This window comes from Nonomuraea sp. CA-218870 (assembly GCF_050936535.1).
GTDB lineage: Bacteria > Actinomycetota > Actinomycetes > Streptosporangiales > Streptosporangiaceae > Nonomuraea > Nonomuraea corallina.
Genome location: NZ_JBNJMN010000001.1, coordinates 4,615,333 through 4,627,284 on the forward strand (window position 1 = coordinate 4,615,333; position 11,952 = coordinate 4,627,284).

General features: G+C 73.2%; 12 protein-coding genes and 1 riboswitch. Of the genes, 7 read left to right on the plus strand and 5 right to left on the minus strand.

From position 1 onward, the window contains the following. Positions 1–36: 36 nt before the first annotated feature. The 4 genes from ACQEUU_RS22340 to ACQEUU_RS22355 all read right to left on the minus strand — a co-directional run bounded on the left by ACQEUU_RS22340 (position 37) and on the right by ACQEUU_RS22355 (position 2,849). Positions 37–579 carry an NADPH-dependent FMN reductase gene (locus ACQEUU_RS22340; RefSeq protein WP_433068774.1) on the minus strand — a complete coding sequence of 181 codons (543 nt, stop codon included), beginning with the start codon at positions 577–579 and terminating at the stop codon, positions 37–39. A gap of 16 nt (positions 580–595) precedes the next feature. After that, positions 596–727, minus strand: coding sequence for a hypothetical protein (locus ACQEUU_RS22345; RefSeq protein WP_433068775.1), 132 nt, complete (start codon positions 725–727; stop codon positions 596–598). 100 nt (positions 728–827) lie between these two features. Beyond that, positions 828–2,147 (minus strand): lanthionine synthetase LanC family protein, encoded by a 1,320-nt coding sequence (locus ACQEUU_RS22350; protein ID WP_433068777.1) that lies wholly within the window; start codon positions 2,145–2,147, stop codon positions 828–830. Positions 2,148–2,195: 48 nt separating this feature from the next. Next, on the minus strand, positions 2,196–2,849 hold the full coding sequence (locus ACQEUU_RS22355; RefSeq protein WP_433068779.1) for a nitroreductase family protein: 654 nt from the start codon (positions 2,847–2,849) through the stop codon (positions 2,196–2,198). Between the two features lie 171 nt (positions 2,850–3,020). On the opposite strand from ACQEUU_RS22355, the gene ACQEUU_RS22360 reads away from it, so the two are divergent. The 3 genes from ACQEUU_RS22360 (at position 3,021) to ACQEUU_RS22370 (ending at position 6,965) form a co-directional block, all read left to right on the plus strand. Continuing rightward, positions 3,021–3,602 carry a hypothetical protein gene (locus ACQEUU_RS22360; protein ID WP_433068781.1) on the plus strand — a complete coding sequence of 194 codons (582 nt, stop codon included), beginning with the start codon at positions 3,021–3,023 and terminating at the stop codon, positions 3,600–3,602. Between the two features lie 125 nt (positions 3,603–3,727). Continuing rightward, on the plus strand, positions 3,728–5,782 hold the full coding sequence (locus ACQEUU_RS22365) for a bifunctional polysaccharide deacetylase/glycosyltransferase family 2 protein (protein ID WP_433068783.1): 2,055 nt from the start codon (positions 3,728–3,730) through the stop codon (positions 5,780–5,782). 262 nt (positions 5,783–6,044) lie between these two features. Then, a riboswitch (cyclic di-AMP (ydaO/yuaA leader) is annotated at positions 6,045–6,179 on the plus strand. Between the two features lie 12 nt (positions 6,180–6,191). Continuing rightward, the gene (locus ACQEUU_RS22370) at positions 6,192–6,965 is read left to right on the plus strand and encodes a glycoside hydrolase family 25 protein (protein ID WP_433068785.1); all 774 of its coding nucleotides are present in this window, start codon (positions 6,192–6,194) and stop codon (positions 6,963–6,965) included. 6 nt (positions 6,966–6,971) lie between these two features. On the opposite strand, the gene ACQEUU_RS22375 is transcribed toward ACQEUU_RS22370, so the two are convergent. Continuing rightward, the gene (locus tag ACQEUU_RS22375) at positions 6,972–7,367 is read right to left on the minus strand and encodes a hypothetical protein (protein WP_433068787.1); all 396 of its coding nucleotides are present in this window, start codon (positions 7,365–7,367) and stop codon (positions 6,972–6,974) included. Positions 7,368–7,437: 70 nt separating this feature from the next. Here ACQEUU_RS22375 and ACQEUU_RS22380 point away from each other — a divergent pair, with 70 nt between their 5' ends. The 4 genes from ACQEUU_RS22380 to ACQEUU_RS22395 all read left to right on the plus strand — a co-directional run bounded on the left by ACQEUU_RS22380 (position 7,438) and on the right by ACQEUU_RS22395 (position 11,879). Continuing rightward, positions 7,438–7,815, plus strand: a complete 378-nt coding sequence (locus ACQEUU_RS22380; protein ID WP_433068789.1) for a MerR family transcriptional regulator — start codon at positions 7,438–7,440, stop codon at positions 7,813–7,815. 189 nt (positions 7,816–8,004) lie between these two features. Further along, complete coding sequence (locus ACQEUU_RS22385) at positions 8,005–9,492, plus strand: sulfatase-like hydrolase/transferase (protein ID WP_433068791.1); 1,488 nt, start codon at positions 8,005–8,007, stop codon at positions 9,490–9,492. 56 nt (positions 9,493–9,548) lie between these two features. Continuing rightward, complete coding sequence (locus ACQEUU_RS22390) at positions 9,549–10,565, plus strand: aliphatic sulfonate ABC transporter substrate-binding protein (RefSeq protein ID WP_433068793.1); 1,017 nt, start codon at positions 9,549–9,551, stop codon at positions 10,563–10,565. Between the two features lie 48 nt (positions 10,566–10,613). Then, positions 10,614–11,879 (plus strand): ROK family protein, encoded by a 1,266-nt coding sequence (locus ACQEUU_RS22395; RefSeq protein ID WP_433068794.1) that lies wholly within the window; start codon positions 10,614–10,616, stop codon positions 11,877–11,879. Positions 11,880–11,952 lie beyond the last annotated feature (73 nt).

Here is an 11,952-nt window from a genome sequence, read left to right on the forward strand (position 1 = left end):
GATTTATCCTACTTAACTTGTAGGGTTAATGATGATTCAGGCGGGAGGAGGCGTCAAGCCTTCTATCCCTACTTTCTCGGAAGGGATACCGGCCTGGGGCGCGACCCGGTCAGCCCAGGCCGCCAGCACCTCCGTCAGCTCCGGGAGCTGGGACTCCAGCAGGGCCAGGCCGGGGGTGGGCACCAGGGCGCCGAGCTCCACCAGCAACGGCCGCAGATGCACCTCCACCGCCGGCGAGTGCGCCGGGTCACCCATCATCAGCAGCGGCAGCGCCGTCGTGCCGGCCAGCGCCCGGGGCGGCAGCCGGTCCAGGAACACCTTGAGCAGGCCGGTGTAGGTGCCCTTGTAGGTGGGGCTCGCCACCACCAGCACGCTCGCCCCGGCGACCCGCTCCAGCGCCGACTCCACGCCGGGCGAACGGACGGGCGACAGCAGGTGCGGCGCGAGACCGGCCAGGTCGACGACGTCGTACGGCGGCGGCACCCCGATCCGCTCCCCCACGGCCCCGGCGGCCTCGACCGCGGCGGCACGGGTACGGGAGGCTTCACGGGGGTTGCCGACCAGGACGACGAGGCTCATGCGATCCTCCGGAGGATCAGGGAATGAAAGGGATGAAGCGCCGCAACCGGCTCACCGGTGCGGGGGTCTCCTCGAGTTCGGCCTCGTCGTCCGGGAGGTCGTACCAGTGGACGTCGCCGGGATACTCGGGCTCGCTCGGGGTGATCATGACTCCGTTCCTGTCTGACACGCGTGATGCGGGCATGGCTGACTCCTTTCGCTGGACAGGCGGGCCGGTCGGGCCGGTCGGGCGGGCTGGACGCGCCGGCTCAGCCGAGCGCGTGCGGCGGCACCGGGATGGCGGGGAACGGGTTGTCGGGCAGGAGGATGACGCGGCGCGCGTGCTCCGCGGCGTCCAGATGGAGCAGCGCCGCCCCGATGCCGGCCGCGCCGACCAGGTAACCGGTGTCGGCCGTCACCTCGCCCGGCCGCAGCCGCCGGTACGCCTGGTACCAGCGGTAGCCCCGGCCGTCGTGGTCGGTGGCCCGGCCGATCAGGTCGTCGGCGAGCGAGCGGGCGAAGGTCAGGTGCGCGCGCCGCCCGGTCGCGGCCCACAGCCCGGTGAAGAGCTCCAGCAGGCCCGCGGTGCCGCAGCACTGGCAGGCCACGTTCCAGTAGCCGTCGGTGCGCCGGCGGGGAGCGCCGCTGCCCACGATGCCGGCCGCGAGCCGCTCCACCCACTCCAGGTCGCCCGGGTCGCCGCCCACCCGGTGCAGCTCGTAGAACATCCTGGCCACGCCCGCCGACCCCGAGCAGAAACCGAGATAGTGCAGCCGCCTGGCCTGCGGCACGTGGTGCGGGACGACCGCGCAGCTGCCGGTCACGACGCTCAGTTCACGGACGAAGCCGGCGCCGCGCCGCGCGGCCCGCAGGAAGACCTGCTCCCCCGTCACCCCGTACAGCCGGGCGAGCAGGAAGGCGGTGCCGGCGGTGCCGGCCAGGAAGCCGGGCGTGACCGCGTCCAGCGGCAGGTCGGCGCACTCGCCGAACCGGTGGCCGGGCACGGGCAGGGCGGCGATGCGCAGCCCGGCCTCGACGGCGGCCTCCTCGTAGGCGGGCGCGCCGAAGTGGGCGGCGGCGCGCAGCAGGGCCAGGACGATGCCGCCGTCGCCGCGCTGGGCCGGCTCGCGGGACCAGGCCACGCCGTCGCCCGCCGCGCGGCCCTTGCTGACGAGGTGGTCGGCGATGGCCGCCGCCTCCACCTCGAACAGCTCGTCCCCGAGCGCCCACCCGGCCTCCATGAGCGCCACCATCGTGCCGGCCAGCCCGTGGTACAGCGTGAGGTCGCGCTGCTCGCGCCAGGTGGCGGCGAGCCGGCGCGCCCCGGCCCGGGCGTCCTCCAGGTACGCCTCGTGGCCGGTGGCGGCGGCCAGCTCCAGGAAGAACAGCACGATGCCGGCCGCGCCCGAGTAGAGCGAGGACGGCTCGGCGGTGACCGCCGACCTGCCGCGCGGGTCGGGGTTGGCCAGCCAGTGCCTGCCCTGCCCGCCGTCCACGGCGGCGGATCGGATCCACCGCCCGGCCAGGATGGCGGCGCTCAGCGGCGAGTCGGCTCGGGCGCTCTGAGGACGGGTCTTGTCCAGGCTCACCCGGCCATTATCCCACACATTTGGTAGGAAAATAAGGTTGAAACTCGCTCAGGTCCAGCCGTCGAGGTGGAGCACCCGGTCGAGCGGCACCCGGGGGGCCGGTTTGAAGGTGTCGCCGGTGTAGTAGGCGGTCGGGATGAGGACGCCCTGCCGGACCCCGGCCGGCAGGCCGAGCAGCTCGGCCACCTCGGCCTCGTACGCCAGATGGAGCGTCGTCCAGGCGGTGCCGAGACCGCGCGCCCGCGCCGCGAGCATGTAGCTCCACGCGGCCGGGAGCAGCGACCCCCACAGCCCCGCCTGACTCCCCTCGGGCAACCGGCCGCCGGGCAGCTCGATGCACGGGATCACCAGCACCGGCACCTCCCCCATGTGTTCGCCCAGATGGGCGGCGCTGTCGGAGACGCGCCGCTGCGTCGCCGCCCGGTCCGGGTCGTCCTGGAACAGGTTCCCGGCGGACGCCTTGGACGCGAGATAGGAGCGGGTGGCGCGCCCGTAGTACTCGCCGATCCTGGCGCGCAGATCGGGGTCGGTCACGACGACCCAGTGCCAGCCCTGGCTGTTGCCGCCGCTGGGCGCCTGGAGGGCGATCTCCAGGCACTCGCGTACGAGGTCCAGCGGCACGGGACGGCTCAGGTCGAGGCGCTTGCGGACGCTGCGGGTGGTGGTGAGCAGCTCATCCGGGCTCAGGGGCGGTGTCGTCATGACCGCATCCTGTCAGGGATGCGTGGCCGGGCGGCGGCCGCGACGCGACGACCCGCGAGCGGGACTCCTGCCGCTCTCTTGACGAACACGGGTTCGGGCGAGGAGCCGGCAGCACGTGGACCTGCGGAAATCAGCTACGCTTATGCCCGATTCCTCCCTAAAGCAGGCTATATGACCCCCCTTGCTTCTCTCCGAGAAGAACCCGCGCGCCCTGACGGCGCGGTCTTCGTCGACCACAGCGGCCGGCGGAGGAGGTGGTTCACGGCGGGTGCGGTCCTGCTCAGCGTGCTCGCCCTCACGATGACGGCGACGCTCGTGGGCGCGGTGCTCGCGGACACGCCGCTGTCGGACGACGGCTGGCCCGGATGGCCTGCGAACCCGTCCGCCACGATCTTCGACGACGCCGCCGCCGGGCGCGAACCGTCCTCCGCCGCGTCCAGGACCCCGCGGGCGCCGTCCCGGTCCGCGTCCCGGCGGGAGCCCGGCCCTCGCGCGTCGGCCGCGCCCTCCCGTACGCGCCCGACGCGCCGGTCGGCCCCGCCCGCCACCACGTCCGCGCGGCCGTCGCGCACGCCCGAGCCGCGGGAGACGGCACCGGCGACCGGGCGCGAGACGCGGGGAGCGCCGGAGCCGGAGCCCAGTGTGACCCGTGACCTCGGGCCGCCCCGCGAGTCCGAGCCGGCCGAGGCCCCCGAACCCTCCGGGCCGCCTTCGCCGGGCCAGGCCGCCATCGCTTCCGGCGCACCGGCGTGACCCTCACCCGGCGACGCCGGCGCCGTCCCCGCCCCGGCGCGGCCCGCCGGCCTGCGCGGGCAGGCGGTCATGAGGTCAGGAGACGGGCGCGGCGGCGGGCCGGCGAGCCCTCGGGTCACTGGCTGATGCTGCTCACCGGGATGGCGCTGGTGGGGTGCGCGCTGGTGCTCGACGGCTTCGTCAAGAACGTCTCCGGCGAGACGGGGCCCGCGCCCAAGGGCGGCGACCCGGCGGCCTGGCTGGAGCCGCTGCGCCGGGGCGGCCCGGTGCTCAACCTGACCGGCGACGAGCCGTCCAGCGCCCGGCTGAAGCCCCGCACGGTGGCGCTGACGTTCGACGACGGGCCCGATCCCGTGTGGACGCCGCGACTGCTCGACGTGCTGAAGGCGCACGGGGCCAAGGCGACGTTCTTCGCGGTCGGCTCGCGGATCGCCGCCCATCCCGAGCTGACCCGCCGGATCGTCGCCGAGGGTCACGAACTCGGCAACCACACCTACACCCATCCCGACCTGGCCACCATCCCCACCTGGCGGGCCGAGCTGGAGATGAGCCTCACGCAGAAGGCGCTGGCCGGAGCCACGGGCCTGCAGACGACGCTGGCCCGTCCCCCGTACTCCTCGACCCCGGACACCATCACCGTCGGGCAGTGGGACAGCCTCGAGACGCTCGGCCGCGAGGGCTACCTGGTCGCGCTGACCGACCTCGACACCCAGGACTGGCTCAGGCCGGGCACGTCCCACATCGTCAGGGCCGCGCTTCCGGCCGGGGGGCGCGGCGCGGTGGTGATGCTGCACGACTCCGGCGGCGACCGCGCCCAGACGGTCGAGGCCGTCGACCGGCTGCTCGGCGAACTGCACCGGGCCGGCTACCGCGCCGAGACGCTGACGTCCGCGCTCGGCATGCCGTCGGCACACCGGCCGGCCGGGCAGACGGCGTGGATCGCCGGCACCGCGCTCGGCCTGGCGCAGCGCGGGGCCGGCGCGTTCACGACCGCGCTGTGGTGGGTGCTGCTCGTCACCGGGGCGCTGACGCTGGCCCGGCTGGTGCTCCTGGTGGCGCTGGCCCGGGTGCACGCCCGCCGCGCGCGCGACCCGGAACGGGCCGGAGGCTGGGACCGCCCGCCGGGGGTGAGCGTGATCGTGCCCGCCTACAACGAGGAGGCGGGGATCGCGGCGACCGTGCGCTCGCTCGTGGCGACCGCGTACCCCGGCCCGGTGGAGGTGCTGGTGGTGGACGACGGCTCCACCGACCGCACCGCCGAGGCCGTCGCCGCGGCCCGGCTGCCGGGCGTACGGGTGATCAGGCAGCCGAACGGCGGCAAGGCGGTCGCGCTCAACACCGGCATCCGGCACGCGCGCCACGACGTCCTCGTCATGGTCGACGGCGACACGGTGTTCGAGCCCGGCACGATCGGACATCTGGTGCGCGGGCTCGCCGACCCGCGCGTGGGCGCGGTGAGCGGCAACACCAAGGTCGGCAACCGGCGCGGGCTCATCGGCCGCTGGCAGCACGTCGAGTACGTGATCGGCTTCAACCTGGACCGGCGGGCGTTCGAGCTGCTCGACTGCATGCCGACGGTGCCGGGGGCGATCGGCGCGTTCCGGCGCGAAGCGCTGGCCACGGTCGGCGGGGTGAGCACCGACACGCTGGCCGAGGACACGGACCTGACGATGGCGCTGTGCCGGGCGGGCTGGCGGATGGTGTACGAGGAAAGGGCGATCGCCTGGACGGAGGCGCCCGGGACGCTGCGCCAGCTCTGGCGGCAGCGCTACCGCTGGTGCTACGGCACGATGCAGGCGATGTGGAAGCACCGCCGCGCGCTGGCCGAGCCGGGTCCGTTCGGCCGCCGCTGCCTGGGCTACCTGTCGCTGTTCCACGTGCTGCTGCCGTTGCTGGCGCCGGTGGTCGACCTGATGGCCGTCTACCACATGGCCGTCGGCGACCCGCTGCCCGCGGTGGCGCTGTGGGCCGGGTTCGTGGCGGTGCAGGCCGCCGCCGGCTGGTACGCGCTGCGCCTGGACGGGGAGCGGGTGTCGGCGCTGTGGGCGCTGCCGCTGCAGCAGGTGGTCTATCGGCAGCTCATCTATCTGGTGGTGTTCCAGTCGGTGGCGACCGCGCTGCTGGGGGTGCGGTTGCGCTGGCACACGGTGCGCAGGCAGGGCACGTTCGCGGCGCCGTGAGGGACGCGGCCCTGGACGCTTTCGAGGGCTTTCCGGGGGTACGGAGCCGGCCGGGCCGCAGATTTTACCCGGGGTTCGGATTCCCTTGCCTGGCAGGGGATCCAGGAGCGGGAACCCCGGGTGAACCAGGTAAAACCGGATATGTCATAGTTGCAGTATTTTTGTCCGCATATATACCTTGCGCATATGCGCGGTGTACCCGTCGCCGCGTCGATGGACCGGACCGTGCGCCGTCCTGGCGGTATCCCTCTCGCGCCAGGGCAGCGCACGGCCGCCTAATCCGCGTCCCGCGGAGCCGGGGACCCAATCTCCTGGGGTGAATCGGACGCCACCGTTCGTAGGGGACTTCCAACCCCGAACCCGTCAGCTAACCCGGTAGGCGGCATGGAAGCAAGGAGTCGTTCCCCTCATGCCCAAGCCCAGGCTTGCCGCAGTTCTGACCTACCGTCCCGGCGCCCGCCTCGCGTACGCCCTCGCCGGCGCGCTGGTGGCGGGCACCACGGCCCTCGCCGGCGTGACCGGCAGCGCCATCGCCGCCACCACCGGCCAGGTCGCCTCCCCCGTCGACCCGAATCCGGCCGCCGCGCCGCAGCAGGCCGCCGCGCTCACGTACGGCCAGGACGTGTCCAACTACCAGCCCGACCACGACTGGGCGAGCAGCCCGGCCGAGTTCGGCATCATCAAGGCCACCGAGGGCACGAGCTTCCGCGACCACACCTTCGCCCGGCACTGGGCGGAACTCGACAAGAAGGGCATCGTGCGGGGTGCGTACCACTACGGGCACCCGCGCAACAATCCCATCGCCGAGGCCGAGCACTTCCTGTCGGTGGTGAACTCCCAGCCCGGCAAGCCCGGTGACCTGCTGGTGCTCGACCTGGAGACGACCAACGGCCGGTCCGTCGCCGAGGTGAACGCCTGGGCCAAGGCGTGGCTGTCCCACGTGGAGGCCAAGACCGGGGTCAAGCCGATGTTCTACAGCGGCTGGCACTTCGCCGACACCTACGGCGCGGGGCTCGCCGACTACCCGCTCTGGGTCGCCCACTACGGCAAGCCCAAGGGGCAGATCACCCCGCCGGCGGACTGGAAGTCCTGGACCATCCACCAGTACTCCGACTCGCCCATCGACCAGAACGTCTCGGCGCTGACCCCCGACCAGCTCCGCACCCTGGGCCGCCCGGTCTGACCCCTGTCAGGCGAACCGGAGTCCCCGGTCCTCCAGCCGCCGCAGCGGCTCGTCCGGGCCCGCCGCGGCGGTCTCCGGCAACAGGAAGAACTCCTCCAGGATCGCCTCGGCCATGTCGTCGGCGGGGACGGTCAGGTCCCAGACGACCTCGCCGTCCGACGCCGTGACCTCGAAGGAGAAGAACGCGCAGCACGCCTTCTCCCGGGCGGCGAGATCCCGTACCCATTCCTCCAGCCCGTCGGCGGCCGGCCCGTCAGCGGCGCGGAACCGGAACCGGACTCCGCCGGCGGTCCGCTCGCGGGCGGTGAGCGCCCGGCCGAACAGCCGTCCGTACTCGGCCAGGCGCTGCCCGGGAGTGTCCCGGGCGGCGCTCATGTCGCACACGATCGGTGGGATGTCCATGGTGTGCTCTCCTTCCGTCACCTCCTGAACGTAAAGTCTGGACTTCGGTCCAGAGTCAAGGGAGGGCGACATGAAGATCGGCGAGGTGGCGCGCGCGGCCGGGGTCAGCGTGGACACGGTGCGCTTCTACGAGCGACGCGGGGTGCTGCCCGAGGCGGGCCGCAGGCCGTCCGGCTACCGGGAGTTCGACGAGTCGGCGGTGTCCAGGATCCGCACGGCCAAGGCGCTGCGGGAGCTGGGCTTCACGCTGGACGAGGTGGCCGGCGCCCTGCGCTCCCACGACGCGGGCGACGCGACGTGCGCGAGCGAACGGTGGCGCCTGGAGGCGGTGGTGGAGCGCCTCGAAGCCAGGATCGCCGAGCTGGCCCGGGCCCGCGACCTCGCCGCGCGATGCCTGGCCGACTGCCGCTCCGGCGACTGCCGCTTCCCCACCGGTCTGTCGCTCTAGCCCGCCGCGGCTTCCGCGGCGCGCGACGGCCGTCCTTCGGCGTGCCCGCCGGGCGAACCGGGCCGGAGGTCGGATTTAGGTCAAGACCACGGAAATAAAAGTGGGCAGATTCGCAGGTCAACCCTCTTGCGCCTCAGCCGTGCCGCCTTTAATGTAAACGCCCAGGAAAAAATGGCGATCGGAGCGCGAGTGACCAGTCCACGCAACGTCCTGTTCCTGATGACCGACCAGCATCGGGTGGACACCCTCGGCTGCTACGGCAACCCGGAGGTGCGCACCCCCGCGCTGGACGGCCTCGCGGCAGAGGGCACGCGGTTCGACCGGTTCTACACGCCGACCGCGATCTGCACCCCGGCGCGGGCCTCCCTCTTCACCGGCCTGCACCCGTTCCGGCACGGCCTGCTGGTCAACCCCGAGCGCAACGGCGGCGCGCGCGACGAGGTCGCCGCCGGGCACCCGGTCATGTCCGAGCCGCTGCTGGCCGCCGGCCACAACCTCGGCCACGTCGGCAAGTGGCACATCGGCCGCGAGCGCGGCCCCGAGTTCTACGGCATGGACGGCGAGCACCTGCCCGGCGCGCTGAACCCCTTCCACCACCCCTCCTACGAGAGCTGGCTGAAGGAGCACGGCCATCCCCCGTTCGCGGTGGAACACCCCGTCTTCGGCAGGGCCGCCAACGGCACCGGCCGCGGCCACCTGATCGCCGGACGGCTCAAGCAGCCCGCCGAGGCCACGGTGGAGTCCTTCCTCACCGACCGGACGCTGGAGCTGCTGGAGCGCTACGCCCGCGACTTCCACCGCTCGGGCAGGCCGTTCGTGCTGTCCTGCCACTGGTACGGGCCGCACCTGCCCTATCTGATCCCGGACGAGTACTACGACCTGTACGACCCGGAGCGGGTGCCGCTGCCCGCGTCCATGGCCGAGACGTTCGACGGCAAGCCGGAGGTGCAGCGCCGCTACTCGGAGTACTGGGCGGCCGACCACTTCGACGCCGACGCCTGGCGCAAGCTGATCGCCGCCTACTGGGGTTACGTGTCGATGATCGACGCCCAGGTCGGCCGCCTGCTGGCCGCGCTGCGCGAGCTGGCGGTGTGGGACGACACGGCGGTGATCTTCACGGCCGACCACGGCGAGTTCACCGGCGCGCACCGGCTCAACGACAAGGGCCCGGCCATGTACGAGGACATCTACCGCATCCCCGGCATCGTCCGGGTGCCGGGGGCCCCGGCGCGGACCGTGGACGCCTTCGCCACGCTGATCGACCTCAACCCCACGATCCTCGACCTGGCCGGGCTGCCGCCGCAGGAGCCGTGCGACGGCCGGAGCCTGCTGCCGCTCATCGACGGCGAGCCGGCCGAGGGCCGTGACGCGGTGGTCGCCGAGTTCCACGGCCACCACTTCCCCTACTCCCAGCGCATGATCCGGGACCACCGCCACAAGCTGGTGTTCAACCCCGAAGGCGTGCACGAGCTGTACGACCTGGACCACGACCCGCACGAGCTGCGCAACGTCTACGCCGTGCCCGCCTACGCGGCGGTCCGGCGCGACCTGACCGTGCGGCTCTACCGCGAACTGCTGCGCCGCGGCGATCCCGCGTACAGCTGGATGAGCTACATGGCCGACATCGGCGAGGGCCGTGCCCCCGACGTGGACGGCGTCGCGGACGAAGTGGCCTGAGGCCACCCGTCACCCACCCGGACCGTCACCCACCCGAACCAGAAAGGACCTCCCCGATGAGGCGTCCTCGCATCCTGGCCACCGCGCTCGCGGCCCTGGCCATCCTGCTGCCCGTGACCGCGTGCGGCTCGTCCTCCCCCTCCTCCTCGGGGGAAGGCGGCGCCGAGCCCGCCAAGGTGCGCTTCGGCTACATCGCCGACTTCTCCGGCGCGGCCGTGCTCGCCGCGGCCGACAAGCACGGACTGTGGGCCAAGCACGGGCTGGAGCCCGAGCTGAAGGTGTTCACCAACGGCCCGCTGCAGATCCAGGCGCTCGGCTCGGGCGACATCGACTTCGGCTACATCGGCTCCGGCGCCACCTGGCTGCCGGCCAGCGGCAAAGCCAAGATCATCGCGCCGAACATGCTCGGCATGGCCGACCGCGTGATCGTCCATCCCGGGTCCGGCATCTCCTCGGTCGCCGACCTCAAGGGCAAGAAGATCGGCGTGCCCGAGGGCACGTCCGGCGACATGATCCTCGAACTCGCGCTGAAGAAGGCCGGGCTGACCGGCAAGGACGTGCAGAAGGTCAACATGGACCCGAGCACGGTCGTCACCGCCTTCAGCGGCAAGCAGATCGACGCCGCGGCCATCTGGTACCCGCTGATCGACACCATCAAGAAGAACGTGCCCGACCTGGTGGAGCTCACCAAGAGCGAGGACTACTACCCCGAGCTGAGCTTCCCCAGCTCCTTCGTGGCCCGCAACGAGCTGGTGGCCGAGGACGCGGCGACCGTCACCAAGGTGCTGCGGGTCCTGCAGGAAGGCAACGACTGGGTGGCCGGCAACACGGCCGAGGCGGAGACGCTGACGGCCACGTTCCTGAAGGCGCCCGCCGAGCAGTTCAAGGGCGCGTCGTCGGTGACGAAGATCCTGCCGTCGGCGGAGCTGAGGAAGCTCGCCCAGGACGGCTCGGCCGCCGGATGGTACAAGGGCCTGGCCGACATCTTCGTCACCATGGGCAAGCTGCCCGAGTCGCCCGACCCCGCGACGTACTTCACCGCCGACCTGTACGCGTCCGCGGGCGCGAGCTGATCACTCCCGAGCAGATGACAGAGATCCGCCGCCCACCATCATGGTGCCATGTCGACCCCCACTGACGCGCTGCAGCGGCTGCGCCGGGTGCACGAGGACGCCGTGCTGTCCGCGCTGCGCTCGGCGGGTGCGCTGAGCCGCGCCCAGCTCACCGAGCGCACCGGGCTGTCCCGCACGACGCTGTTCGCCATCGTCTCCGACCTCATGGAACGCGGCGCGGTGATCGAGACCGAGGCGGCGCCGGCCGAGCCGCGCGGCCGCGGCAGACCGGCCACCCTGGTCTCACTCAACCCGGCCGCCGGCCTGCTCCTCGGCCTCGACCTGGGGCGCGGGCGGGTGCGGCTGGCCGTCGCGAACGCCGCGCACCAGGTCGTGGCCACCGCCTCGGCCGGCCTGCCGGAGGGCACCGGCCCGCTGGAGCAGGCGGAGGCGGCGGTGCGGCTGGTCCGCGAGGTCGCGGCGGAGCGCGGGGTCGGCCTGGGCGCGCTGGAGGCCGTCGGGCTCGGGCTGGTCGGGGTGGTGGACGAGCACGTCCCCGCCGTCACCCTGACCGGGCCGGGCGCGGCGACGGGCCGGACAACGCCGGCCTCCCCGGCGTCCGGCGAACCGGGTCCGGGGGCGGCCCGGGTGCCCGCGCGCTACCTGCCGCTCGTGCTGCGGGTGGCCGAGGAGTTCGGCGTCCGGGTGGCGGTGGACAACAACGCCAGGCTGGCCGCGCTGGCCGAGGCCACCTGGGGGGTGGCCAGGCCGGTGCGCGACATGGTGTACGTGCGCTGGTCGGTCGGCGTGGGCGGCGGGTTCCTGTCCGGCGGGCGGCTGCTGCGCGGCGCGCACGGCGCGGGCGGCGAACTGGGGCACGTCTCGCTCGACCCCGCCGGCCCGCCCTGCCACTGCGGCGGCCGGGGCTGCCTGGAGGGACGCATCGGCGGGCAGCGCCTGCTGGACGCCTGCGCCGCCCGGGGGGTGCCGCTGGCGAACCTGGACGCGCTGGTCACCGCCGCCCAGGACCGGGTGCCCGCGGTGTGCGCGGTCGTCGCCGAGGCGGCGGCCGACCTGGGCCGGGTGCTGGCCGGCACGGTCACCCAGCTCGACCCGGCATTGGTCGTGGTCGGGGGCGAGCTGGCGGCGCTGGGCAGCCTGGTCCTGGATCCCATCCGGGACGCGATCTCCGGGCAGGCGCTGCCCCGCTCGCCCCGCCAGATCGAGGTCACCCAGGCCGACCTCGGCGTGAACGCCTCGGCCATGGGCGCGATCGCGCTCCTGCTGCACGAGGAGCCGTCCATTCCCGCCCATCTCCGCCCGGCGATTCCATGAACCACGACGAAGCATTGACACCCCGGGCCGGCGTGCCACCGGAGAGGATCTCCCCTGAGCCATGAAGGACCCC